Annotated in this window: 27 protein-coding genes and 1 pseudogene; 22 read left to right on the forward strand and 6 right to left on the reverse strand. The window is 62.8% G+C overall.

Annotated features, from left to right (window positions below; translation table 11 throughout):
- The first annotated feature begins 88 nt into the window (after positions 1–88).
- Positions 89–1,270, forward strand: a complete 1,182-nt coding sequence (locus PP4_RS06160; protein ID WP_016498366.1) for a trans-sulfuration enzyme family protein — start codon at positions 89–91, stop codon at positions 1,268–1,270.
- 123 nt (positions 1,271–1,393) lie between these two features.
- Here PP4_RS06160 and PP4_RS06165 read toward each other — a convergent pair whose 3' ends face one another.
- Positions 1,394–1,630 (reverse strand): YdcH family protein, encoded by a 237-nt coding sequence (locus PP4_RS06165; RefSeq protein ID WP_016498367.1) that lies wholly within the window; start codon positions 1,628–1,630, stop codon positions 1,394–1,396.
- Positions 1,631–1,882: 252 nt separating this feature from the next.
- Here PP4_RS06165 and PP4_RS06170 point away from each other — a divergent pair, with 252 nt between their 5' ends.
- From PP4_RS06170 to PP4_RS06185, 4 genes are all read left to right on the forward strand, one after another.
- Positions 1,883–3,520, forward strand: a complete 1,638-nt coding sequence (locus PP4_RS06170; protein WP_016498368.1) for a phosphoethanolamine transferase — start codon at positions 1,883–1,885, stop codon at positions 3,518–3,520.
- A gap of 114 nt (positions 3,521–3,634) precedes the next feature.
- Positions 3,635–4,768, forward strand: coding sequence for a ribonuclease D (gene rnd / locus PP4_RS06175; protein ID WP_016498369.1), 1,134 nt, complete (start codon positions 3,635–3,637; stop codon positions 4,766–4,768).
- Positions 4,765–5,058, forward strand: coding sequence for a YcgL domain-containing protein (locus tag PP4_RS06180; RefSeq protein ID WP_016498370.1), 294 nt, complete (start codon positions 4,765–4,767; stop codon positions 5,056–5,058). The genes rnd and PP4_RS06180 overlap by 4 nt, the downstream gene beginning before the upstream one ends.
- A gap of 2 nt (positions 5,059–5,060) precedes the next feature.
- Entirely contained in the window at positions 5,061–5,993 is a 933-nt protein-coding gene (locus PP4_RS06185) for a D-2-hydroxyacid dehydrogenase (protein ID WP_016498371.1), read from the forward strand.
- Between the two features lie 112 nt (positions 5,994–6,105).
- Here PP4_RS06185 and PP4_RS06190 read toward each other — a convergent pair whose 3' ends face one another.
- The gene (locus tag PP4_RS06190; protein ID WP_016498372.1) at positions 6,106–6,699 is read right to left on the reverse strand and encodes a nitroreductase family protein; all 594 of its coding nucleotides are present in this window, start codon (positions 6,697–6,699) and stop codon (positions 6,106–6,108) included.
- Between the two features lie 143 nt (positions 6,700–6,842).
- On the opposite strand from PP4_RS06190, the gene PP4_RS06195 reads away from it, so the two are divergent.
- Together PP4_RS06195 and PP4_RS06200 are read left to right on the forward strand one after the other, a co-directional pair.
- On the forward strand, positions 6,843–7,292 hold the full coding sequence (locus PP4_RS06195; protein WP_016498373.1) for a YcgN family cysteine cluster protein: 450 nt from the start codon (positions 6,843–6,845) through the stop codon (positions 7,290–7,292).
- Between the two features lie 41 nt (positions 7,293–7,333).
- Entirely contained in the window at positions 7,334–8,542 is a 1,209-nt protein-coding gene (locus PP4_RS06200; protein ID WP_016498374.1) for a hypothetical protein, read from the forward strand.
- 89 nt (positions 8,543–8,631) lie between these two features.
- Here the strand turns inward: PP4_RS06200 and PP4_RS06205 are convergent, their stop codons facing one another.
- The gene (locus PP4_RS06205) at positions 8,632–8,970 is read right to left on the reverse strand and encodes a YgaP family membrane protein (protein WP_016498375.1); all 339 of its coding nucleotides are present in this window, start codon (positions 8,968–8,970) and stop codon (positions 8,632–8,634) included.
- A 300-nt stretch (positions 8,971–9,270) separates the two neighbouring features.
- Here PP4_RS06205 and PP4_RS06210 point away from each other — a divergent pair, with 300 nt between their 5' ends.
- From PP4_RS06210 to PP4_RS06230, 5 genes are all read left to right on the forward strand, one after another.
- A complete protein-coding gene (locus PP4_RS06210) occupies positions 9,271–9,987 on the forward strand; it encodes a GntR family transcriptional regulator (protein ID WP_016498376.1) in 717 nt (238 codons plus the stop codon).
- A 61-nt stretch (positions 9,988–10,048) separates the two neighbouring features.
- Entirely contained in the window at positions 10,049–11,368 is a 1,320-nt protein-coding gene (locus PP4_RS06215) for an NAD(P)/FAD-dependent oxidoreductase (RefSeq protein ID WP_016498377.1), read from the forward strand.
- Positions 11,369–11,551: 183 nt separating this feature from the next.
- Positions 11,552–12,880, forward strand: coding sequence for an MFS transporter (locus PP4_RS06220; RefSeq protein WP_016498378.1), 1,329 nt, complete (start codon positions 11,552–11,554; stop codon positions 12,878–12,880).
- A gap of 69 nt (positions 12,881–12,949) precedes the next feature.
- Complete coding sequence (locus PP4_RS06225; protein WP_016498379.1) at positions 12,950–13,843, forward strand: dihydrodipicolinate synthase family protein; 894 nt, start codon at positions 12,950–12,952, stop codon at positions 13,841–13,843.
- Positions 13,844–13,856: 13 nt separating this feature from the next.
- Positions 13,857–15,347 carry an aldehyde dehydrogenase gene (locus PP4_RS06230; protein ID WP_016498380.1) on the forward strand — a complete coding sequence of 497 codons (1,491 nt, stop codon included), beginning with the start codon at positions 13,857–13,859 and terminating at the stop codon, positions 15,345–15,347.
- 173 nt (positions 15,348–15,520) lie between these two features.
- On the opposite strand, the gene PP4_RS06235 is transcribed toward PP4_RS06230, so the two are convergent.
- Positions 15,521–15,991 carry an RNA methyltransferase gene (locus tag PP4_RS06235; protein ID WP_016498381.1) on the reverse strand — a complete coding sequence of 157 codons (471 nt, stop codon included), beginning with the start codon at positions 15,989–15,991 and terminating at the stop codon, positions 15,521–15,523.
- Positions 15,992–16,062: 71 nt separating this feature from the next.
- Positions 16,063–16,434 carry a YajD family HNH nuclease gene (locus PP4_RS06240; RefSeq protein ID WP_016488597.1) on the reverse strand — a complete coding sequence of 124 codons (372 nt, stop codon included), beginning with the start codon at positions 16,432–16,434 and terminating at the stop codon, positions 16,063–16,065.
- A 132-nt stretch (positions 16,435–16,566) separates the two neighbouring features.
- Between PP4_RS06240 and PP4_RS06245 the strand changes: the two genes are divergently transcribed.
- Positions 16,567–16,845: a hypothetical protein gene (locus PP4_RS06245; protein ID WP_041167631.1), complete on the forward strand. Its 279-nt coding sequence runs from the start codon at positions 16,567–16,569 to the stop codon at positions 16,843–16,845.
- Positions 16,846–16,981: 136 nt separating this feature from the next.
- Here the strand turns inward: PP4_RS06245 and PP4_RS06250 are convergent, their stop codons facing one another.
- Positions 16,982–19,024, reverse strand: a complete 2,043-nt coding sequence (locus PP4_RS06250; RefSeq protein WP_016498382.1) for a S9 family peptidase — start codon at positions 19,022–19,024, stop codon at positions 16,982–16,984.
- 92 nt (positions 19,025–19,116) lie between these two features.
- Here PP4_RS06250 and PP4_RS06255 point away from each other — a divergent pair, with 92 nt between their 5' ends.
- From PP4_RS06255 to PP4_RS06285, 9 genes and pseudogenes are all read left to right on the forward strand, one after another.
- Positions 19,117–19,614: a hypothetical protein gene (locus PP4_RS06255; RefSeq protein WP_016498383.1), complete on the forward strand. Its 498-nt coding sequence runs from the start codon at positions 19,117–19,119 to the stop codon at positions 19,612–19,614.
- Positions 19,615–19,631: 17 nt separating this feature from the next.
- The gene (locus PP4_RS06260; protein WP_016498384.1) at positions 19,632–20,405 is read left to right on the forward strand and encodes a class II glutamine amidotransferase; all 774 of its coding nucleotides are present in this window, start codon (positions 19,632–19,634) and stop codon (positions 20,403–20,405) included.
- Positions 20,406–20,414: 9 nt separating this feature from the next.
- On the forward strand, positions 20,415–20,936 hold the full coding sequence (locus PP4_RS06265; protein WP_016498385.1) for a DUF2937 family protein: 522 nt from the start codon (positions 20,415–20,417) through the stop codon (positions 20,934–20,936).
- Positions 20,937–21,039: 103 nt separating this feature from the next.
- Complete coding sequence (locus tag PP4_RS28635) at positions 21,040–21,273, forward strand: hypothetical protein (protein ID WP_144063128.1); 234 nt, start codon at positions 21,040–21,042, stop codon at positions 21,271–21,273.
- Positions 21,274–21,333: 60 nt separating this feature from the next.
- A pseudogene (locus tag PP4_RS29815) lies at positions 21,334–21,420 on the forward strand (RHS repeat-associated core domain-containing protein); the annotation flags it as partial.
- An 84-nt stretch (positions 21,421–21,504) separates the two neighbouring features.
- The gene (locus tag PP4_RS06270; RefSeq protein WP_016498386.1) at positions 21,505–21,939 is read left to right on the forward strand and encodes a FliH/SctL family protein; all 435 of its coding nucleotides are present in this window, start codon (positions 21,505–21,507) and stop codon (positions 21,937–21,939) included.
- 278 nt (positions 21,940–22,217) lie between these two features.
- Positions 22,218–22,997: a 5-oxoprolinase subunit PxpA gene (locus PP4_RS06275; protein ID WP_016498387.1), complete on the forward strand. Its 780-nt coding sequence runs from the start codon at positions 22,218–22,220 to the stop codon at positions 22,995–22,997.
- On the forward strand, positions 22,994–23,680 hold the full coding sequence (pxpB, locus tag PP4_RS06280; RefSeq protein WP_016498388.1) for a 5-oxoprolinase subunit PxpB: 687 nt from the start codon (positions 22,994–22,996) through the stop codon (positions 23,678–23,680). The genes PP4_RS06275 and pxpB overlap by 4 nt, the downstream gene beginning before the upstream one ends.
- Positions 23,677–24,594: a 5-oxoprolinase subunit C family protein gene (locus tag PP4_RS06285; RefSeq protein WP_016498389.1), complete on the forward strand. Its 918-nt coding sequence runs from the start codon at positions 23,677–23,679 to the stop codon at positions 24,592–24,594. Before pxpB ends, PP4_RS06285 begins: the two co-directional genes overlap by 4 nt.
- The last annotated feature ends 73 nt before the right edge of the window (positions 24,595–24,667 follow it).

Here is a 24,667-nt window from a genome sequence, read left to right on the forward strand (position 1 = left end):
CGCGCGAGCCGTGTAGAAAAATTTTTCACAGATTACCCCAAGGCCAGATGATTTGGGTTGTGCGATAGTTGCAGCCTTCACTCTGCCAATGGGCCTGACCATGTCCGACAAGCCGCGCAATTTCGCCACCCGTACCATTCACGCCGGCGAGCAGTTCAGCGTCGCCGAAAACGCCATCTTCCCGGCCATCGTCACCGCCAGCTCGTTCACCAAGCGCAGCCTGGACGACAAGCCGGAATACTCCTACAGCCGGGTCGGCAACCCCACCCGGCATGCCTACGAAACCTGTGTCGCCGCCCTGGAGGAAGGCGTGGGCGCGGTGGCCTGTGCCTCGGGGGTGAATGCCACTGCGACGGTGCTGGAGCTGCTGCCCAAGGACTCCCATGTGGTAGTGATGAACGGCGTGTATGGCGGCACCTTCCGCATCCTGGAAGACTACCGCAGCCGTACCTCGGGCCTGACCACCACCTATGTCGACCTCAACGACCTTGAGGCCGTGGCCGCCGCCATCAAGCCGGAAACCCAGCTGATCTGGATCGAGTCGCCGACCAACCCCTTGCTGCACCTGGTCGACATCAAGGCCGTGTGCGACCTGGCCAGGGCGCGGGGTATCCTTACCTGCATCGACAACACCTTCTGCTCGCCGTGGAACCAGCGTCCGATCACCCTGGGTGTGGACCTGGTGATGCACTCGGCCAGCAAGTACATCGGTGGCCACTCCGACCTCACCGGCGGTGTGGTGGTGGCGGCCAATGATGCGCTGCTGGCGCGCCTGCGCCGCATCAGCATGGCGATTGGCGCGGTGCAGGGGCCGTTCGACTGCTACCTAGCCCTGCGCGGCCTGAAAACCCTGGATGTGCGCATGGAACGCCAATGCAGCAACGCCCTGCAGGTGGCACGCTTCCTCGAAGGGCATGCGCAGATCGAGCAGGTGTATTACCCGGGGCTGGAAAGCCACCCCCAGCATGAACTGTGCAAACGCCAGATGCGCAGTGGCGGGGCGGTGGTGGCGATGAAGGTCAAGGGTGACAGGGCCGCGCTCAACCGCCTGGTGGAGGCGTTGCAGATTTTTGTGCTGGCGGACTCGCTGGGCGGGGTGGAGAGCATGATCAACCACTCGTGGACCATGTCGCACTGCTCGCTGAGCCCGGAGCAGAAAGGCGTGATGGGGATCAGCGAGAACCTGCTGCGACTGTCGATGGGGATCGAGGATTACCGCGACCTGATCGAGGACCTGGATGGTGCACTGAAAGCCCTGGCTGCAGTGTAAGGGCTGCTGGCCTCTTCGCGGGCTCGCCCGCTCCCACAGGTACTGCACAGGTCTTGACGGCTGTGACGACCCTGTGGGAGCGGGCGAGCCCGCGAAGAGGCCAGCAGGTTTGATGAATTTTTGTCAGGATTTGGGCGGATGGATGATCCGTTCGATCTTGTCCTTGATCAGCAACCGTTCCTTGCGCAGCCGGTTGACGGCGTCGTCGTTGGTACCGTTGCCTTCGGCGGCGACCACCTCCTTGTCCTTGGCGTTGTATTCCTTGTGCAGCGTATGCAGCGTCGGGTCCTTGTCTATGAGCGCCTGGAATGCATCAGCGGTAACGTGCAGGTCAGCGAGCAGATCATGCGGAACTGGCATTTCTTCACCTCTGTCAGGGTTGTCGGTAAGGTCCTGACCACTGAGGATAGCCGCGTTTGCGCAGGCTTGTGACGGCTGCCAGGCTGAATGCCAGCTGAACCGCTGTCAGGTAATTGATAAAAGACGCAGCTTCACTAAATTGTTACCGTCTTTTTCACGAAAAATTGATGACGCGCTTTCTAGAGTTCGCCCAACTTTCCCGCGGTGCCATGCGGCCTGGGGGTTGATAATCACTCTTGATTGCGAACGCTGATGCTCAACTTCAAATCCCTGCGGACTGAATGGGTCACGCTGCTGGCCAGCCTTTACCTGCTGATTGGCTTCAACATGTTCCTTTGGGAGCATCTGCAAGAGGTCGTGCCCGCCGGCCTGTCAGGGCTGTGGCTGAGCCTGGCATTTGCCGTGCTGATGTTGTTTGCCTTCAATCTGATCCTCACCTTGTTTGCCTTCCGCTATATATTGAAGCCGTTACTTATCGTGTTGTTCATGAGTGGAGCCGGTGTGGCTTACTTCATGAACCAGTACGGTGTACTTATTGATGCCGGCATGTTCCGCAATATGGCTGAAACCAATGTTGCAGAAGTGCGCGACTTGATGTCGCTGAAGTTTGCTGCCTATATCCTGCTGCTGGGCGTATTGCCTTCGGTGCTGCTCTGGAAAGCGCCTGTCGCCTACCGCCCCTGGCACCGTGAGCTGCTGGGCAAGCTGGTGGTCAGTGGTGCCTGTGTAGTGGCCCTTGGCTCGGTAGCGCTGGTCAACTACCAAGGCTTGTCGTCGCTGTTTCGCAACCACCACGAACTGCGTCTGATGCTGACCCCGAGCAATATCGTCGGGGCCTCCATTGGTTATGTCAGCGAGCGAGTCGGTACTGCTTCGCGCCCGTTCCAGCACTATGGCGAAGATGCCAAGCGTGATGCCGCCTGGCAAAAACATGAGCGCAAGTCGCTGACAGTGCTGGTGGTGGGTGAAAGTGCCCGTGCAGACCATTTCGGCGTGCTGGGCTATGACCGCGATACCACGCCGAACCTGGCCAGGGAACAGGGCCTGCTGGCGTTTTCCGACGTGCACTCGTGCGGTACGGAAACGGCAGTTTCGGTGCCGTGCATGTTCTCGGGCATGAAGCGCAAGGATTACGACGCCCGCGTGGCGAAGAACCGCGAAGGGCTGCTGGACATCCTTCAGCGTGCCGGCCTGGCCGTGCAATGGCGTGACAACCAGTCAGGCTGCAAGGGTACCTGCGACCGCGTGCAGTTCATTGATGTCAGCAACCTCAAGGACCCCCAGCTCTGCGCCAATGGCGAATGCCATGACCAGATCCTGCTGCAAGGCCTGGACGAGCTGATCGACAACCTCGACAAGGATACCGTGCTGGTGCTGCACCAGATGGGCAGCCACGGCCCGGAATACTTCAAGCGCTACCCCAATGGCGGCGAGCGCTTCACGCCGGTGTGCCAGAGCAACGCGCTGAACCAGTGCAGCGAGCAGGAAATCATCAACGGCTACGACAACACCCTGGCCTACACCGACAAGGTGCTGGCGTCGCTGATCGACACCTTGCGCAGCAAACAGGACAAAGTCGACACGGCCATGATCTACCTGTCCGACCATGGCGAGTCGCTGGGCGAGTACAACCTGTTCCTGCACGGCACGCCTTACGCCATCGCCCCAGAGCAGCAGAAGCACGTGCCGCTGCTGACCTGGTTCTCCGACAGCTACAAGGAAGACTTCGGCCTCGACACCGACTGCCTGGCCAAGCTCAGCGATGCCCCGCTGTCGCAGGACAACCTGTTCCACTCCATGCTCGGCCTGTTGCAGGTGCACACCGAGCTCTACCAGCAGTCGCTGGACCTGTTCGCCAGCTGCCGGCCTTGGCTGGCGGCCAAGCGCTGAAACAGCGCCGGCACCCACACAATTGCACCACTGATCGATATCAAGGATGGCCCGGGTTTCACCAGCAGTGCCCGCGCCGTATATACTGCGCGCCAATGTTAGTGGGAGAGCCTCGTGGCCATCGAAATTCACTGGATCCGTGACGACCAGAGCCTGGCCGAACACTGCCGCGACTGGCACCAACTGCCCTTTGTCGCCGTCGACACCGAATTCATGCGGGTCGACACCTTTTACCCGAAAGCCGGGCTGATTCAGATCGGTGACGGCCAGCGGGCCTTCCTGATCGACCCGCTGTTGATCGGCAACTGGCAGCCCTTGGCCGACCTGCTGGAAGACAGTGGCGTGGTCAAGGTGCTGCACGCCTGCAGCGAAGACCTTGAAGTGCTGCTGCGCCTGACCGGCAAGCTGCCGCAGCCGCTGTTCGACACCCAGCTGGCTGCCGGTTACCTGAACCTGGGCTTCAGCATGGGCTATTCGCGCCTGGTGCAAGAGGTGCTGGGTATCGAGCTGCCCAAGGGCGAGACCCGTTCCGACTGGCTGCAGCGCCCGCTCTCGGAAACCCAGGTCAGCTACGCTGCCGAGGATGCCGTGCACCTGGCCGAGCTGTTCACCGCGCTGCGCCCGCGCTTGTCCGACGACAAGTACGCCTGGGTGCTGGAGGACGGTGCCGAACTGGTGGCCGCATTGCGTCGTGAAGTCGAGCCCGAAAGCCTGTACCGCGACGTCAAGCTCGCCTGGAAGTTGGCCCCCCAGCAACTGGCGGTGCTGCGTGAACTGTGCGCCTGGCGCGAGCGCGAAGCCCGCAACCGCGATGTACCGCGTAACCGCATCCTCAAGGAACACTCGTTGTGGCCCATGGCCAAGAGCCAGCCAGGCAACCTGTCGGCGCTGGCCAAGATCGACGAGATGCACCCGCGCACCATTCGTCAGGACGGTGAGTTCCTCATCCAGCTGATCAAGCGCGCCGGTAGTCTGCCAGCGGAGCAGTGGCCAGCGCCCTTGCCCGAGCCATTGCCGATCGAGGCCGCCGGCATCCTCAAGCAGCTGCGTGCCATCGGCCAGGCCGAAGGCGAGCGCCTGGGGATTACCCCCGAGCTGATGCTGCGCAAGAAAGCCCTGGAGGCGCTGCTCAAGAGCGGCTACCCCAACGGCCCTTATCAACTGCCCGATTCGCTGCGCGGCTGGCGCCGTGAGCGCATGGGCCAGGCCCTGCTGGACAACCTCGCAGGTGCCGGAGAGACCCGATGAAACGCATTTGCTCGATCTACAAGAGCCCCCGCAAGAACGAAATGTACCTCTACGTGCTCAAGGCTGACGGCCTGGAGCGCGTGCCCGAAGGGCTGCTGCCGGCCTTCGGTACCCCCATCCACGCGTTTGACCTGGTGCTCAGCCCCGAGCGCAAGCTGGCCCGCGAGGACATCACCAAGGTGTTGGAAAACCTCGACAACCAGGGCTACCACCTGCAGATGCCGCCGCTGGAAGATGAGTACATCGAACACCTGCCCGAAGAGCTGCTGCGCCGTAACGACCCGGTCTGACCATGCGTGTACTGATTGCTGAGCATGAGCATGCTCGATACGCCGGGCTATTGCGTGAAACAGCGCCTGAAGTTGAAATCCTGACCAGCGGTGACTCCGCCGAACTGGCGCAGCAGGCATCGCAGTGCACGGTGTGGCTGGGCCAGCCGGACCTGCTGGCAAGCTTGCTGCGCCAGGGCCTCAAGCCGCAGTGGATGCAATCGACGTGGGCCGGTATCACGCCGTTGCTGGCCGACGGCCTGCCGCGTGATTATCGCCTGACCCGTGCGGTGGGCATTTTCGGCCAGGTGATGGCCGAGTACATGCTGACCTACATGCTTGGCCATGAGCGCGAGGTGCTGTCGCGCCTGGTCAGCCAGGTCGAGCGGCGCTGGGATGACCGCCCGGGGCGCACGCTGGAAGGGCGCAAGGTGCTGATTGTCGGCACCGGCGACATTGGCCAGCGTGTGGCCGAGTTCCTGCAACCGTTTGGTGTGGTGCTGTACGGTGTGGCCAGCACCGCCCGGGAACAGGCACCGTTCGTCGAGGTGGCGGCCCTGGCCGACTTGCCGCGCATGGTTGGCCAGGTCGACTACGTGATCAACCTGCTGCCGGACACCCCGGCTACCCATGACCTGTATGACGCGGCGCTGTTCAAGTGCTTCCTGCCCACGGCGTTGTTCATCAATGCCGGGCGTGGCGTGGCTGTGGTCGATGCCGACCTGGTCGAAGCGCTGAAGGAAGGCCATCTGGCCGGTGCGGTGATTGATGTCTGCCGGCAGGAACCACTACCCAAACAACACCCGTTCTGGACCGCCTGGGGGCTGTTGCTGACCGGGCACAGTTCGGCACCCACCTCGCCGGCGGCGATGGTGCGGTTGTTTGTCGAGAATGTGCGGGCTTATGAAGCGGGGCAGGGGTTGCGTGGGGAAGTGGACTTCGCTCGGGGCTACTGATTGATGTTGCCTGTGCCGGCCTCTTCGCGGGCTCGCCCGCTCCCACAGGTACAACACCGTGCCTGTGGGAACGGGCGAGCCCGCGAAGAGGCCAGTGCAGCCTACACAGGCTTTACAGGCTGAAATCACCCTCGGCAGCCAGCTCGCTCAACGGCTTGCGCGGGCTTGGCACTTCACGCGACTGCAGCGCTTCATCCAGGCTGGCCTTGTCACCCAGCTTGCCAATCGCCACCATGGCATGCAGCACGTAGCCCTCGGGAACCTTCAGTTCCTGACGCGCCAGGTCCTGGTCGAAACCGGCCATGCCATGGGTATGCCAGCCGCTGATGCTGGCCTGCAGGGCCAGGTGGCCCCAGGCGGAACCTGTGTCGAAGGTGTGCCACAGCGCCGGTTTTTCTTCCGTGGCGCCCGGGGCTGCAAAGGTGGTCTTGGAAATGATCAGCACCAGCGCCGAGGCTTGTTGCGCCCAGCTGCGGTTGAACGGCACCAGCAGGTTCAGGTAGCGCTCCCAGTTCGGCGTGTCGCGACGTGCATACAGGAAGCGCCAAGGCTGCGAGTTGTACGCCGACGGTGCCCAGCGTGCGGCTTCCAGGAAGCTCAGCAGGGTTTCTTCGCTGATCGGCTCGGCGGTGAAGGCGCGTGGCGACCAGCGGTTGATGAACTGTTCGTTGATGGCGTAATCGGCAATGCGGGGGGTGGCGCTCATGACAGCTCCTGCAAACGTACGGGAAAGCGGCACGCTACTGCGTCCCGTCGCGACTGACAAGCGGTCTGGCTTTGCCGAAGGCCAGGCTCTAGACTGGCGCCGCCGCGCGCCGTGGCCCCAAGATGAATGCAGGAAACCGTGTGATGATCGCTGAAAACGCGCCGTTCTGGCGGCGCAAGACCCTCGAACAACTCAGCCCGCAAGAGTGGGAGTCGCTGTGCGACGGCTGCGGCCTGTGCTGCCTGCAAAAGCTCGAGGACGAAGACGACAATAGCGTCTATTACACGCGTATCGCCTGCAAGTTGCTGGACATGGATACCTGCCAGTGCAGCGACTACCCCAACCGCTTCGCGCATGTACCGGACTGCATCCAGCTCACCCCGGGCAAGGCCGACCAGTTCACGTGGCTGCCAAGCACCTGCGGTTATCGCCTGGTCAGCGAGGGCAAGGACCTGCCGGCCTGGCACCATCTTGTCTGTGGCGATCGCCAGCAGGTCCATGAACAGCGCATTTCCCAGTCGGGGCGTATGCTCAGGGAGCAGGATGTGCACGAAGACGACTGGGAAGACCACCTGATCTTCCGCGCCAGCTGACCGGCGCGGCCCGCTGCCACGGGGAAACAAGGAGTTTCTGTATGCGTTGCCAGCTGTTCTTGCTGTTGGGCCTGATGGCCAGTTCGCCAGCCTGGGCGAAAAAGGTCGACCTTGACTACCAGGTGCGCCTGTTGCCCGCCAGTGGCCAGGCGGAAGTCCGCCTGACCCTGGCAGAAGGCAGTGCTGTGCGCAGCCTCGACTTCGACCTGGGCAAGGCGGGTGCCTTCAGCGGCTTCCAGGCTGATGGCCAATGGCAACTCAAGGGCCAGCGTGGCGTGTGGCAGCCGGCGGCCGGCAAGACCAGCCTCAGCTACCGCGTGCAGCTGGACCAGCAGCTCGCAAGCGGTGCCTATTCCTCACGTATTACCCCGCACTGGGCGCTGTTCCTCGGCGACCAGCTGGTACCGCCTGCGCGGCTTGACCAGCAAGATGGCACCGAGCTGGTGGCGCGCCTGGCGTTCGACTTGCCCGAGGGCTGGAAGAGCATCGAGACCTCCTGGCCACGCATTGGCAAGGACAAGTTCCGCATTGACAACGTTTCGCGCCTGTTCGACCGCCCGACTGGCTGGATGCTGGCCGGCGACCTGGGTAGCCGCCGTGCCCGCCTGGGCGATACCGAGGTCACCGTGGCCGCGCCGGTGGGGCAGGGCATGCGGCGCATGGATAGCCTGACCTTGCTGACCTACGTCTGGCCGCAGCTGCAGGCGGTGTTCCCGCGCAACCCGCCAAAGCTGCTGCTGGTCGGTGCCCGTGACGGCATGTGGCGCGGGGCAATGGCCGCGCAGGGTTCGCTGTACCTGCACAGCGCCCGGCCGATGGTGAGCGAGAACGGCAGCAGCCCGTTACTGCGCGAAGTGGTGCAGCTGTTTGCGCAGATCCGGGGGCGCGACGGCAATGACTGGCTGGTGGAAAGCCTGACCGACTACTACGCCAGCGAGTTGCTGCGCCGTTCGGGCGGGGTCAGCGATGACCGCTACCAGGCCTGGCAGGCGCGCCTGAGCAAGCAGGGCGCCAAGGTCACCCAGCTCAAGGGCGAACGCGCAAGCCCGGCCCAGGTAGCCCGCGGGGTAATCCTGCTACAGGCACTGGACAAGGAAATCCGCATTCATACCCAGGCCAAGCGTTCGCTGGACGATGTGGTGCGCGGGCTGATGCGGCTGCCCAGCGTAACCACCGAAGAGTTCGTGCAAATCAGCGAGAACGTGCTGGGCCGCAAGTCCGAGGTACTACAAAGCAAGGCGTTGCGCTAGACGTCCCTGCCGGCTGCACCTCCAACACTGTGCGGTACCTGTGGAAGCGGGCTTGCCCCGCGAAGAGGCCGGTCCAGGCGATAAAAAGATCAGCTGTCAGCCAACGGATCCTTACCGGTCACCGTCACTCCCCGCGTCGCCGCCTTGGCACTGGCCTTCAACGCCTCCAGCTCCGCCGCACTGCGTTCAATATCCGAACGCAACCGGTGGTACTCCTGCCGATGCCGCTGCCACCACGCCTTGGTCGAGCAATGCCCGCTGACCCCGCGTGCCACCGCAATACCGCCCACCACCATCTGCAGCAAGCCGACCAGCCCGCCATGGCGCAGCCCCTTGCTGAGCATCAGCGCCCCGCCGGCCAGCGAACTGACCCGCTCCAGACCATGAACATTATGCTGCGAAGCCGCAGCAGCGTGGATATCGAGCATGGCAAGACCTCCGTGTGAAATGTAAGCAGCTGACCTGCCGGAGGCCGCCGGCGTTCATTCGGGTCGCCCAGCGGCGCCAAAAGTGCTCGCTGTGTCGCATTTGGCCAATTACCTGTCTGGTTTGGCAATGCACCCCCAAGGGTGTTTAATCACACCCCGGGAGCCGCTGTAACCCTTGAAAACAAAGGGCCAGGCAGTTTTCACCGTTCATCGAGAATGCTGTAGACACATTGTCTAACAGTGCCCTATAGTCGTTATACAAATAGTAGACACAGCTCTATGACAACAAAGAAGGCCGCCATGAAAGCCACCGTCCAACCACTCGCTGCAGACGTGCCGCAGGACCGCAAAGCCGTCCTCGCCGAAGCACTGCGCCGCCGGATCATGAGCATGGAACTGGCCCCGGGCGCCGTGGTGGACGAACTGGCCCTGTGCGACGAGTTTGGCCTGTCGCGCCCCCCGGTCCGCGAGCTGCTGCGCCAGATTGCCGCTGAAGGCTACATCGAGCTGGAAGCCAACCGCGCGCCACGCGTCGCCGCCATGAATCACGAGTCGCTGCACAGCTTCTACGTTGCGGCGCCGCTTATCTACGTGGCCACTACCCAGCTGGCCGCCACTTACGCCAGCGCTGAAGAAATCGAGGTGCTCAAGGCTATCCAGGCCCAGTTCCGTCAGGCCATCGAAGAACGCGACGTTGAAAACCGCGTGCTCTACAACGACGCCTTCCACCTGGAAATCGGCAAGATGGCGCACAACGACTACCTGATGCCGAGCCTGCGTCGCCTGCTGATCGATCACACCCGATTGGGCAAGATTTTCTATCGCCATCCCACTACCGATGACATGCAGCGCGACCTCGAAATCGCCTGCGAGCAGCACGAGCAGATGATTCAGGCCATCGAGCGCCGCGACCCGCAAGCGGCTGGCCAGCTGGTGCGCTATCACTTCGAACTGTCGCGCCGCCGCATGGCCGAGTACGCCGCGCCGCAAGGGCTGGATGTACCGATTCAGATATGAATTACCAGGGTCAGGCCACCGGCGTTGACCACCCGTCGACAACAAGATCCAGGTTAGTGAGATGACAAGAATAAGTTCGTTACCTGCCGATGATGCCACCTGTGGCTGGTACCACCTGAGCAAACCGCGTACGCCACGGCCGGCCCACAGTGGGCACAGCCAGGCGCGCTGGGTGGTGGTCGGCGCAGGCTTCACCGGGCTGGCTGCCGCGCGGCAGCTGGCAACGAACTTTCCGCATGACGAGATCGTACTGGTCGAAGCGCAGGAGGTTGGCTTCGGCACTTCCGGGCGCAACGCCGGCTTTGCCATCGACCTGCCGCACGATATCGGCGCCGAGGATTACATTGGTGACATCGACATCGCCAAGACGATCCTCAAGCTCAACCTGGGTGGGCAGCAATGCCTCAAGGACCTGATCGAGCGCTACAACATCGATTGCCAGTTCCGCCATTGCGGCAAATACCAGGCGGCCATCGAAGACCGCGGCATTGCCGTGCTGGATGCCTACCGCCGCGGCCTGGACAAACTGGGTCAACCCTACGAAGTGATCGAGGGCCGCGACCTGCCCGATCATATCGGCACGGATTTCTACCGCAAAGGCCTGTTCACGCCAGGCACAGCCTTGTTGCAACCCTCGGCGCTGGTCAAAGGCCTGGCCGATAGCCTGCCGTCCAACGTCTCGCTGTACGAGCACACACCGATCACCGACGTCGAGTACGGCGACAAGGTGGTGCTGCGCCACGCCAAGGGTTCGATCACCGCCGACAAGCTGGTGCTCACCACCAACGCCTTCGGCATGAGCTTCGGTTTCCTCAAGGGGCGCATGCTGCCGGTGTTTACCTACGCCAGTATCACCCGCCCGCTGACCGAGGAAGAACAGGCGCGCCTGGGCGGTAAACCCTACTGGGGCGTGATCCCGGCCGACCCGTTCGGCACCACCCTGCGCCGCACCGTCGACAACCGCCTGCTGATCCGTAACAGCTTCAGCTACAACCCCGACGGCCGTAGCAACCGCAAATATCTGGAACGCTTTGTTCAGCGCCACCGCGAATCGTTCGCCCGGCGTTTTCCGATGTTGCCTGGGGTGAACTTTGAATATACCTGGGGCGGTGCGCTGGCACTGTCGCGCAACCACATGGGCTTCTTCGGCAAGTTGGCGCCTAATGTCGTCGGCGCACTGTGCTGTAACGGCCTGGGCGTTACCCGAGGCACGGTCACCGGCAAGTTGCTGGCCGACTGGCTGGCGGGCGACAAGCACGAACTGATCGAGTTTTTGCTCAATGCCCCAGGGCCTTGTGCAAACCCGCCGCAGCCCTTGGTTTCCTTGGGCTTGAACGCCAACCTGATGTGGGGGCAGTTCCGCGCTGGCAAAGAAAGCTGATCGCTGCCTGAGTTAGACCAAAGAGTATTTTACGTCGGCGTTAGTTGGCCGGCACGGGCACGGCTTGCCCGAATTTTATGATCGAGATGCGTCGTCCGATCACCCGGGGCTGAAGGCAGTTTTCAGTTTCGCGGACACGCTCGCCTTGAAAATGTGCATGTAGCCGAAATGGCAGGAACAACAATGACAAATCCGAATGTTTCGATTGAAGATGTACCGATCAACAACTTCCACCAATTGCTGACCTTGCGTTCTGGCGGCGGTTCGTTCGTCGATGGCTATGTACTGAGCATCATTGGCGTGGCCATGGTGCAGATGTCTGCAGGCCTGAGCCTGAACAGTTTCTGGCAGGGCATGATCGCCGCTTCGGCGTTGATCGGCATTTTCTTCGGTGGTTTTTTCGGCGGTTGGCTAACCGACCGCTTCGGCCGCAAACGCGTGTTTTTCGTTGGCCCGACCCTGTTTATCCTGGCCTCGGTCGCGCAGTTCTGGGTGGAGTCGGCGCTGGTTCTGTTCCTGCTGCGGTTTGCCATCGGCATTGCCGTAGGCATCGAATACCCGGTTGCAACTTCGCTGCTGGTGGAGTTCCTGCCCAAGAAGAACCGTGGCCCGCGCCTGGCTACCCTGACGGTGTTGTGGTTTGCCGGCGCCGCTACCGCCTACCTGGCCGGTGAGGCCATCCTGCGCCAGGGTGGCGACGATGCCTGGCGCCTGGTGCTGGCCAGTGCTGCCGTCATTGGTGCGCTGCTGTTCGCCATCCGCCTGGGTACCCCGGAATCGCCGCGCTGGCTGATCAGCAAAGGCCGCTTGGCCGAGGCCGAGCAGGTGATCAAGCGCGTCTACGGCAACGGTTTTTCGCTGAAGAACCTGCCGGAAGAGCCCAAGGCCCGCAAGCTGTCGTTCCTCAGCCTGCTGCACTCCGGCTACGGCAAACGCATGCTGTTCGTCACCATGTTCTGGACCTGCTCGGTGATCCCGGTATTCGCCGTGTACGCATTCGCCCCGAAAGTGCTGGGCGCGCTGAACCTGAAAGGTGACTGGGCATCGATCGGCTCCATCGCCATCACTTTCCTGTTCGTGGTGGGCTGCATCGTGGGCACCCGCCTGCTCAACACCCTCGGTCGGCGCACCACGCTGCTGCACAGCTTCTTCTGGTCTGGGCTGGCACTGCTGGGCCTGGGTGCCTTCAGCAATGGCAACGAGATGCTGATCCTGGTGCTGTTCGGTGCCTATGCCCTGTTCATCGGTGGCGCCCAAGTGCTGCAACTGGTGTACCCCAACGAATTGTTCCCTACCGAAATCCGTGCCGGCGCCGTGGGCGTGGGCACTTCCATGTCGCGGATCGGTGCGGCAGTCGGCACCTGGCTGGTGCCCATCGCGCTCGACAGCTATGGCATCGGCGCCACCATGTATGCCGCTGCCGCCGTGACCTTTGTCGGCCTGGCCTTCTCGGTCGCCCTGGCCCCGGAAACCCGTTCGCTGAACCTGCAACAAGCGGCTTCGTTGAGCTGAAACCTTAAGCCGCCGCGTGGTTGCGTGGCGACTCTTTACAACACTGAGCAACGCACTGGAGAACCTACCGTGAAATTCGAAGGCATCTACACCCCGGCAATCACCCCGCTGGCTGCGGACGGCTCGATCGACAAGGCGGCGTTCGCCGAGGTCCTCGAATACCTGGTCGAGTCGAAAATCCACGGCGTCATCATTGGTGGCTCCACCGGCGAGTACTACGCCCACACCACCCAGGAGCGCATCGAGCTGGCCGCCCAGGCCAAGGACGTGCTCCACGGCCGCCTGCCGCTGATCGTCGGCACCGGTGGCATCCGCACCGAAGACGCCGTGGCTTTCGCCCAGCACGCCAAGGAGATCAAGGCTGACGCGCTGCTGGTCGGCACACCGCCGTACGCCCTGCCGACCCAACAGGAAATCGCCTTGCACGTCAAAGCGGTCGACGCCGCTGCCGACCTGCCGATCATGCTCTACAACTACCCGGGCCGCATGAGCGTAAGCATGGGCGAAGAGTTCTTCGATGCCGTGGCTGATGTGAAGAACATCGTCGCCATCAAGGAAAGCTCCGGCGACATGGCCCAACTGCACCGCCTGGCCATCCATCGCCCGAACATCCAGCTGTCGTGCGGCTGGGACGACCAGGCCCTGGAGTTCTTCGCCTGGGGCGCCCAGAGCTGGGTCTGCGCCGGCTCCAACTTCATTCCGCGTGAGCACGTGGCCCTGTACGAGGCCTGCGTGATCGAAAAGAACTTTGCCAAAGGCCGCAAGATCATGGCCGCCATGATGCCGCTGATGGACTTCCTGGAAGGTGGCAAGTTCGTCCAGTCGATCAAGTACGGCTGCGCCCTCAATGGCTTGAGCACCGGTGGCGTGCGCAAGCCGCTGTACGACCTCGACGCTGGCGAGAAGCAGGAACTGCAACGTGTGGTCAGCGAACTGAAGGCCACCATCGCCCAGATCAAATAAGGAGGCTGGAAAAATGGCTGAATTGCTGAGCAAGGAACAATACGCGGCCATCGCCGCTGACCTGCAACTGCGCACCCAGGCATTTATCGACGGTGAATTCCGTGATGCCATCTCGGGCCGCACCTTCGTCACCACCAACCCGGCCACCGGCAAGCAACTGGCCGAAGTCGCCGCCTGTGACGTCAATGACGTCAACGTGGCCGTAGCGGCTGCCAAGCGTGTGTTCGAAGAGGGCACCTGGTCGAAGATGCAGCCGAACGACCGCAAGCACGTGTTGCAGAAGTTCGCCCAGCTGCTGGAAGACAACGCCCACGAACTGGCGGTGCTGGAAGCGCTGGACAGCGGCAAGCCGGTCAGCGAGTGCCAGACCGTCGATGTGCCGGAAACCATCCACACCATTCGCTGGCACGCCGAGCTGATCGACAAGATCTACGACGCCACTGCCCCGACCGGCAATGCTGCCGTGACCATGGTGGTGCGTGAAGCCATCGGCGTGGTCGGCCTGGTGCTGCCGTGGAACTTCCCGCTGCTGATGCTGGCCTGGAAGATCGCCCCGTCGCTCGCCGCCGGTTGCTCGATCGTGGTCAAGCCCGCCAAGGAGACCACCCTCAGCGCACTGCGCGTGGCCGAGCTGGCCCATGAGGCTGGTATTCCGGCCGGTGTGTTCAACCTGGTGCCTGGTGGTGGCCGTGAAGTGGGCGAGGCCATCGGCCGCCACATGGACATCCCGATGGTCAGCTTCACCGGCTCCACCGACACTGGCCGGCTGTTCCTGAAATACGCGGCCGAGTCCAACCTCAAGCGCATCGTCCTGGAGCTAGGTGGCAAGAACCCGGCCGTGGTCATGAACGACTGCGAAGACCTGGACGAAGTGGCCCAGTTCGTCACCGCCGGCGCGTTCTGGAACATGGGCGAGAACTGCTCTGCTTCTTCGCGCCTGATCGTGCACAAGGATGTGAAGGATGAGCTGCTGGGCCTGATGGCCAAGCACCTGAGGGACTGGAAACTGGGCGACCCGATGGACCCGGACAATCGCCTGGGCGCCATGGTGAGCAAGTCGCACTTCGAGAAGGTGAAGTCGTACCTGGAATACGCTGCCGAGCAAAAACTCAGCATTGTCCAGGGTGGCGAAACCGAGCAAGGCGTGTACGTGCAGCCGACCATCGTCGACAACGTGGGCCGCGACAACAAGCTGTTCGTGGAAGAAATCTTTGGCCCGGTGCTGAGCGTGACCAGCTTCGAGACCATCGATGAAGCCATCGAACTGGCCAACGACACCATCTACGGCCTGGCGGCTTCGGCGTACACCGGCAGCCTGCGCAATGCGTTGCGCCTGTCGCGGGAAATCCGCGCGGGTGTGGTCACGGTCAACTGCTTCGGCGAAGGTGACGTGACTACGCCGTTCGGTGGCTACAAAGAGTCTGGCTTTGGTGGGCGCGACAAGTCCATCTGGGCACACGATCAGTACACGGAGCTGAAGACCATCTGGATCAACGCTTCGTGATCTGAGCAAGAGCGGTGCTGTTCTGACGGAGCTCAGCACCTGGCCGCCCTGTGCTGGCAGGGCTGGCCCTTTCGCAGCACAAGGCTGCTCCTACCGGGCTCACACTGCCCGCTGTTGTAGGAGCAGCCTTGCGCTGCGAAGAGGCCGGTCCCGCTGTCGCAGTGGCGGCCTTTTTATTTGAACTTGGGCCCCGAGCGGGTATTCAGCCCTTTGGCCAAGCGGTCATACAGCACCACGTTCACTGTCGCCGCCAGGTTCATGCAGCCTTCGGTGGGGATGTAGATGGTTTCTTCGCACCACGCCCGCACTTCGGGGCTCAGGCTGCCGTCTTCCGGCCCGAAGATGTAGATGGCCCGGTCCGGGTGGGTATAGTCCGGCAGTGGGCGCGCACCTTCCACCAGCTCCACGGCCACCGGCGTACAGCCCAGCGGGATGATGCGCTGCAGGTCATCGATGCCGATCAACGGGATGTCGTAGTGCACGCGCTTGGTGTCGGTGACGAAGTCACGCGCGCGTTCGTAGCGTTTGCCGGTGTAGAACACCGAATTGACGCCATAGCAGCCCGCAGCGCGCATCACCGAGCCGACGTTTTCTGCCGACTTGGGGTTGAACAGGCCGATGCAGCTGTATCGTTTGTTTGCCACGTACCGGGGCCCTTCGCGAAAAAAGCGCGATTATACGGGCTGCCCGGTAGTAGCGGGGGCCGAATCGATAGTCAGTCTTTCTTCAACATGCCCGCCAGCGCGGCGAACGGGTTGTGGGTGGCCTTGGCGATGCTCGGCGTGCTGGTGGAGCCTTCGCTGAAGTACTGCTGGTCGGTGTAGCGCGAATGCTCGTTGTCGTGGCAGTACAGGCATAGCAGCTCCCAGTTGGAGCCGTCCTGCGGGTTGTTGTCGTGGTTGTGGTCACGGTGGTGCACGGTCAGCTCGCTCAGGCGCTTGCCGGCGAATTCGCGGGCGCAGCGGCCGCACACGTGCGGGTACATTCTCAGGGCCTTGTCGCGGTAGCCCATTTCCTTGTCACGCTTGGCATCGGCCAGGATGCGGTCGAGGCGCGCGGTGGCGGCGGCGGAAGAGGTGGAGCTCATGGTGTTTCCTTTGTTCTGATCAGGCAGATGACGGTTATGGCATTGAGTCTAGCGCGCTTGCAGGGCAGGCGGACAGGCGAAAGCGGTGATTTAGGCGTAGCCTGTAAGCAGGTTCCCGACAGGAGGTTGCTGATGTTTCACGCGATCCTCACCGCGTTGTTGATGGCTGGCCTGCCCATGGCCGAAGCTGCCAGCACGCCACCACGACTCACTACGCCAGTGCCTGGTGCACCGGGTACGCCCACGCCCACGCCATACCCGCAGATAACCCCGAGTACACCGCCCAAGGCCTACGACAGCCAGCCGGGGGCGCCCTTGTTGCCGCCAATGCCAGTGCCCGGGCCGCCGAAGGACCAGCCATTGCCGGGGGTGCGGCAAGACCCGCCGAGGCCGGCGGCGCAGGATGATTGAGCATGAGCGGCCTGCGCCGGTCCTGTGGGAGCGGGCATGCCCGCGAACACCGGCGTAGCCGGTGCCAGGCACCGCGTTGACTGCTTCGCGGGCTTGCCCGCTCCCACAGGTATCGCGCAGGTGCTCAAACCTCCCTTCATGCGATACCTAATTCGCCAAACACGAACGCATATTCCAGCGCCACATCCTTCAACCCCTGGTACCGCCCGCTCATCCCGCCGTGCCCAGCTCCCATCTCGGTCTTGAGCAGCAGCAGGTTGTTGTCGGTCTTGCGCGTCCGCAAGCGCGCTACCCACTTGGCTGCTTCCCAGTACTGCACGCGGCTGTCGTTGTAGCCCGCTACCACCAGCATCGCCGGGTAGGCCTGCGCTTCTACATTTTCGTAGGGCGCATACGCCTTGATCCGCTCATACACCTCCGGCTCCTCCGGGTTGCCCCATTCGTCGTATTCGGTCACCGTCAGTGGCAGCTCGGGGTCGAGCATGGTGTTGAGCACGTCGACAAACGGCACTTCGGCAATCGCACAGCGGAACAGCTCGGGCCGCAGGTTCAGCACTGCGCCTATCAGCAGGCCGCCGGCGCTGCCGCCGCTGATGGCCAGCCGCTCGGCAGTAGTCACGCCCTCGGCAATCAGGTGCTCGGCGCAGGCGATGAAGTCGCTGAAGGTGTTGGGCTTGTGCTCCTGCTTGCCGGCGCGGTACCAGGCTTCGCCCAGCTCGCCGCCGCCGCGCACGTGGGCGATGGCAAAGGCCACGCCGCGTTCCAGCAGGCTCAGGCGGGCATGGGAGAACCACGGGTCGAGGCTTTCGCCATAGGCGCCGTAACCGTACAGGTACAGCGGCACGGTTTTGCCCAGGTCCTGGCGGCGACGCACCAGGCTGATCGGCACCTGGGTGCCGTCCGCGGCGGTTGCCCACAGGCGCTCGCTCACGTAGTCATCGGCATCGAACGCACCCAGCACCGGGGTTTCCTTGAGCACCGCCTGGGCGCCCGTGGCCAGCGCCAGCTGGCGCACCTGGGCTGGGCGGTTGAGCGCTTCGTAGCGCAGGCGTATGCGCGTACTGGCGAACTCCAGGCTGTCCTGCACGTACAGGCTGTAGGCAGCGTCGGGGAGTTCCACGCGGTAGGCCGGCAGGCCTTGCGGGCGAACTTCGATGATCGGCAGGCCGCCTTCGCGCAGGCTCAGGGTGAGGGCGCCGGCATTCAGGCTGAGGCCTTCGAGCATGATCGCATCACGGTGTGCCACCAGCACCTGCCATTGTTCACGGCTGGGCACCGGTGTGACCGGGGCGTGGTACAGGGCGAAGTTGATACCGTCCTGGTTGGTGCGGATGAACCAGCGCCACTCGCCATCGAGCTGGCCATGGTCGGGGAAGTACTCATGGCCTTCGACACGCGGCGCCAGGCAGGTGAACGGCGCCTGCGGGGTTTCGGCGTCCAGTACCCAGGCCTCGCTGGTGGTCTTGCTGTTCAGCAGCAGCACCAGCTGGCACTCGGAACTGGTGCGGTAGCAGTGCAGGAAGAAGCGCCCGTCTGGTTCTTCGAACACCGTCGGCGCATCGTCGTTGCCCAGGGTGTGGCGGCGCAGGCGCCAAGGCCGGTGGGTGTCGTCCAGTTCGGCGAAGAACAGCGTCTGGCTGTCGTTGGCCCAGGTCAGGCTGCCGTCGCAGTCGTCGAAGGGCAGCGCGGTGATGCTGGCAGTGGCCAGGTCCTTGACGTACAGGGTGTAGATTTCATCGCCGCTGGTATCGAGGCTGTAGGCCAGCAGGCGGTGGTCGGGGCTGACGTTGAACGCCCCGAGCGACAGGAAGCCGCCATTGGCCAGGGCGTTGGGGTCGAGCAGCAGCTGCTCCTGGCTTTCATCCACGGTGTTCGAGTCGTCGGCCGGGCGCGGGCAGCGGTAGTGGCGTGGGTATTCGTCGCCTGCGGTGGTGCGGGTGTAATACAGGTAAGGGCCCCAGGGTGCCGGCAGCGACAGGTCGGTTTCCAGGATGCGGCCCTTGATCTCTTCGAACAATTGCTCGCGCAACGGCGCCTGGTCGGCCAGGCAGGCTTCCTGGTAGGCGTTTTCGGCTTGCAGGTAGGCGAGTACCTCGGGGGTGTCGCGCTGCTGCAGCCAGGCGTACGGGTCGGTGGCGTTGTCGGCGTGGGCGATGGGCGGCTGAGGCTTGTTGGGCATTGGTGATCTCTTGGCTAGGGACAGGCAAACACTGTCTGCGCCCGGAAAAGTGTTTATCATAGGCATCTCTTTGCCTGGCTTGCACGAACACCATGACCGAGAACGACTACACCTTCGCCTGGGGCCTGTACGCCGTGGCCGCCCTGGGCTGCCTGCTGGTGGCCTTCAAGGTCACCGGCTGGATGTGGCGCTGGCTGCGCGAACCGCTGCGGGTGGTGCTGGCAGTGCTGCTGCTGACCCCGACCGTGGTCGACCCGGTCAAGGACAGCTTCGCCCCGGCCATCGCCATCACCGCCCTGGATGTCGCCTTCAAGGTAGGTAACAACGCCTGGCGTGCGGTGTCCGACTTCGCCATGTACGGCATGATCGCCTTCGGCCTGTATTTCCTCTTCGTGCTGCTGCGCTGGCCGCTGGAAAAGCGCGCCAACGAGCGCCGTGCGCAAGCCGAGGCCGCCGCCAAGCGCCAGGCGGACGAGGATAACCAGGTCGGCGGGCAAGCGCCCTTGGCCGCTGAGCGCGGCGACCGTTACCGCGACGACCCACGCCCTGCCGCACCCCGCGGCAATGGCCGGGTCGAGCCCCGTTTGTAAACGGAGGAGACACGCCTGTGTGCGAACTGCTGGGCATGAGTGCCAACGTCCCCACCGACATCGTTTTCAGCTTCACCGGCCTGATGCAGCGCGGTGGCCGTACCGGCCCGCACCGTGATGGCTGGGGTATCGGTTTCTACGAAGGCCGTGGCCTGCGCCTGTTCCAGGACCCGGCCGCGAGCAGCGAGTCGGAAGTGGCCAACCTGGTGCAGCGCTACCCGATCAAGAGCGAAGTGGTAATTGGCCATATCCGCCAGGCCAACGTCGGCCGGGTGTGCCTGTCCAACACCCACCCGTTCATGCGGGAAATGTGGGGCCGCAACTGGTGCTTCGCGCACAACGGGCAATTGGGCGACTTCAAGGGCCTGGCCAGCTTCTACCGGCCGGTGGGCGACACCGACAGCGAAGCGGCTTTCTGCGACCTGCTCAACCGCATCCGCAGTGCCTTCCCCGAGCCGGTGCCGGTGGAACAGCTGCTACCGGTGCTGGTCGAAGCCTGTGCCGGCTACCGTGGCCTGGGCGTGTTCAACTGCATGCTCAGCGACGGCGACTGGCTGTTCTGCTTCTGCTCGACCAAGCTGGTGCACATTACCCGCCGTGCGCCGTTTGGCGCCGCGCGGTTGAAGGATGTCGACCTGATCGTCGATTTTCATACCGAAACCACCCCCAACGACGTGGTCACGGTGATTGCCACCGAGGCCTTGACCGAGAACGAGACCTGGCACCGCTACGAGCCGGGTCAATGGGCCCTGTGGCGGCACGGCGAGTGCGTGGCGCACGGCCAGAGCTAAGGACGCTGCATGTTCAGAAGTTACCTGCGGTTGCTGCTGTTCACCTTCGGCCTGCTGGCCGGTATCCAGGTCCCGGGGCTGGTCAAGGACTATAGCCAACGGGTGGAGGCGCACCTGTTCGAATCACGCGAGGCGCTTGATGGGTTCCGGCAAACGGCCGAGCGCTTCTTCAAGGGCGACTTGCAGGCGTTGCTGCAGCATTACCGCAGCAGTGACGACCCGGTGTTCAACAGTGATGCCAACAGCATCGAAAGCCTGATGATCCGCAACCAACTGCTGGAAAACGAATGGCAGGCGCTGCAAGGGCCTTGGGCCCAGCGTACCTGGCATGTGCTGGTGCAGGCCGACCCGCAGCTGCGCGAAGAAACGCTCAATGGTTACAGCTACCAGATCCTGCTGGTGCCCGAGGCGATTGGCTGGGGTGTTGGCGCGGGGTTTGTGCTGGCCTTCGTGGTCGAAAGCCTGTTGCTGGGGCTTGGCTGGGTGATCCTGGGCGGGCGGCGCAGGGCAGTCAAGGAAAGTTGGCGATAAGAATTCCCAATATACCTGTCATTTTTGCTAGTTGATGCCCTGGTGGATGCATGACTTAATTTTGATTGTTGTTTAAATCAAGCCAAGTCACAGGGTGATGAGCATGAAGCCTTTGAAGACGGCAGCAAGATTCTTCTATTCGAATGGTGCTGTTTCCACTTTGCAGGCTGGTGAAACTGTATCGTTCTTTCGGCATGCTCACTTGCTGTTGGGCGAACAAGCGGCCGGTTTAAGCCGGTTACCGTTGGTGGATAGGGCTGGAACGGTAGTTGGTGTTGGTGGCGTCGCTCAACACCTAGGGTACACGGCTTATGGCTTTTTGGGATTTAATCACTAAGCAATTGAGTCAAGAACCGGTTTTGTAGCGCAGCTTTTGGATAAGCCTTCTTGTAGTTATTTGTTAGGCGCTGGGCGCCGCGTTTACTCACCCGCTCTCATGAGGTTTTATTCGGCGGATCCCCTCAGTCCATTTGATCGAGGTGGGTTTAATAGCTATGTTTATTGTTTGGGGGATCCGATTAATCGTATAGACCCGACCGGGCAATCTTCCTCTAGGCTCAGTCGGTTAATGCCTAAATTTATCAAAATGCTCTCTCCGCGATACAGAGCGAAGAAAAAAGCCCAAAAAGAGGCGAAGGCTAAAATGGATGTTCAGGAAGCCTTCGATAAGGGTATAGAAAAAGGGCGTGAGGAAGGTTTCGTAGAGGGGTTTGAAGCTGGGGGGGATGCGCTTGGCCAAGCGAGCTATATGGAAGGCTTGAACGTTGGCTTAGCAACAGGTGCCGCTCAGGGACGGTTGTTCGAAAGGAAACTCCTTCGTAATGCAGCACTCTCGAAGAGTATGGAGGGGGTTCCAGCTACGGAGGTAATTGAAATGTTTGCGGATAACTCTACAGATCAGCTCTTTCGTACGGTACAAGATCAAGGCATGGAAATTAGAAGTTTGTCTTTTTCCATTGGTGAAGGTGAAATAATTACAATTTCCAAACCTAGGCGGCGTTGAGTTCAACGCTCGCTATCTCCCTTTTCCAGACGCAGTACGAAAAGCCTTGGTACTCGGTGATGCTCTGTTGAAAACAGTCTCGGAACGCTCATTCACAATCCGTAAACTACGTTTTCGCCTGCCCGACCTTCGTTCCAAGAATTTCACACAGACTCTGGTGGCCGTGCGCAAGGTCGACTTTGTTTTCTACCGGGATGGCCCATGGCGTGCGCATCCTGGCGGCCTTGAGCTTGCCGGAAACACGCGTCAAACAGCTGCAGGCGCGGTAAGGTAAGCCTATGAACAACAACAAGGGAGACCGCGTGGTGGAACGCCTGCTACTCAATTGCGACATGGGCGAGACTTTCGGCAGCTGGCGCATGGGCCTGGACGCCGAGGTAATGCCCTACATCGATTGCGCCAACATTGCCTGTGGCTACCACGCCGGCGACCCCGGCATCATGCGCCGCACCGTGGCCTTGGCGCTGGAGCATGGGGTAACCATCGGCGCGCACCCGGCCTACCCGGACCTGGTCGGCTTCGGCCGCCGCTCCATGGCCTGCAGCCCCGAGGAAATCCGCGACCTGCTGCACTACCAGATCGGTGCGCTGGACGGCATCTGCAAAGTGCTGGGTGGCCGCGTGGCTTATGTGAAGCCCCATGGCGCGCTGTACAACGACATGATGGCCGACCCGCTCAAGCTGCGTACCGTACTGGAAGCTGTGGCGGCCTACGACAGCAACCTGCCTCTGATGCTGATGGCCACCGCCGACAACCGCGCCGCCCAGGCCCTGGGCGATGAAATCGGTGTGCCGCTGTGGTTCGAGGCGTTCGCCGACCGCGCCTACACCGCCAGCGGCCACCTGGTGTCGCGCCGTTTGCCTGGCGCGGTGCATCACGACCCGGCGTTGGTGGTGGAGCAGGCGGTGCGCCTGGCCCGTGGCGATACGCTGGTGGCGGACGATGGCAGCGCCCTGCGCCTGCAGGCCAGCACCCTCTGCGTGCATGGCGACAACGACAGTTCGGTGGCGGCGGTGCGGCAGATACGCCAGGCTCTCGACGCCCTGGAGCCGCAATGAAAGCGCGTATCGAAGTGGTGGCCATCGACAGCCTGATGGTGCGCCTGTTCGACCGGATCGACGAGGCCAACATGCCCTGGATGCTCGCCGCCAGCCAGCGCCTGAGCGGCGTGTTCGGCGAGCACCTGCTGGACCTGGTGCCGTCCTACACCACGCTGATGGTGCAGTTCGACCTGCCACCGGGCGAGGCGAGGGCGCTGATCAACCAGGCGCTGGAGGGTTTGCAGCCAGACACCGGCAGCGGCGGCCGGCGCCACGAGATCCCGGTGTGGTACGACGCCAGCGTCGGCCCTGAACTGCCTGTGCTGGCGGCCCGCAGCGGGTTGAGTGAAGCCGAGGTTGTGCGCTTGCACAGCGAACGTGATTATCCCGTGTTCGCCTTGGGCTTCGCCCCCGGTTTCGGTTTCATGGGCCTGGTCGACGAACGCCTGGCCAGCCCACGCCTGAGCACCCCCCGCAAGCGGGTGGCGGCGGGTAGCGTGGGCATCGCCGAGCGCCAGACGGCGGCGTATCCGGCGGTATCGCCGGGTGGCTGGAACCTGATCGGGCGCACGCCGGTGCGCCTGTTCGACCGTGACCGTGACGGCTACAGCCTGTTGCAACCCGGCGACCGGGTGCGTTTCGTGCCGGTTTCGCGCAGCGAGTTCCTGGCGATGGGCGGCGACGTGGAGGCCCAAGGATGAAGCAATTGAAGATCGAGGCCAGCACGCCGCTGTGCCAGTTGCAGGATGCCGGGCGCTTTGGCTTACGCCACCTGGGCGTGACCCAGGGTGGGGCGCTGGACTGGGTGGCGATGCGCTGGGCCAACTGGCTGCTGGGCAACCCGTTGGGGGCGCCGGTGGTCGAGGTGGCGCTGGGTGGCTTTTGCATGGTGGCCGAACAGGATTGCGTGCTGGCCCTGGCCGGTGCCGACCTGGATGCCCGAGTCGATGACCAGCCTGTCGCGCCCTGGCGCAGCTTTGCCCTGGGCAAGGGCCAGCGCTTGATCCTGAAGCAGCCAAAGCAGGGTGTGCGGGCTTACCTGGCGGCACCGGGCGGGTTCCTGGGCGAAGATGTACTGGGCAGTTGTGCCACGGTGGTACGTGAAGCACTGGGTGGCATCGGTGGGCAGGGTGCGGCGCTGGCCAAAGGCCAGGCGTTAGCGTTTACCGTTAGCGATGCAACCCTGCGCGAGGTGCCGCCAGCGCTGCGCCCGCAGTACGCAGAAAAGCCTGTGCTCGACCTGGTGATGGGCGCACAGATCGGTGATTTCAGCGGTACCAGCCTGTTCGAAGCCTTCAACCGGGAGTGGACGCTGGACAGCCGGGCTGACCGCATGGGCATCCGCCTATTGGGGCCGCAGCTGGTTTACCAGGGGGCGCCGATGATTTCTGAAGGGATACCGCTGGGGGCGGTGCAGGTGCCGCCGGATGGGCAGCCGATTGTGTTGCTCAATGATCGGCAGACCATTGGCGGGTATCCGCGGCTGGGGGCGTTGACGCCGTTGGCACTGGCGCAACTGGCGCAGTGCATGCCGGGGGCGGTGGCGCGGTTCAGGGCGGTGGTGCAGGATGAGGCCTGGCGGGAGCACCAGGTTTACCTGGGCCGTTGGTTGTAAGGCTGCTGGCCCTTTCGCGGGCTTGCCCGCTCCCACAGGTATTCCACAAACCTCAGGGTCTGTGGTGCACCTG

The sequence above is a fragment of the Pseudomonas putida NBRC 14164 genome (assembly GCF_000412675.1).
Taxonomy (GTDB): Bacteria; Pseudomonadota; Gammaproteobacteria; order Pseudomonadales; family Pseudomonadaceae; genus Aquipseudomonas; species Aquipseudomonas putida.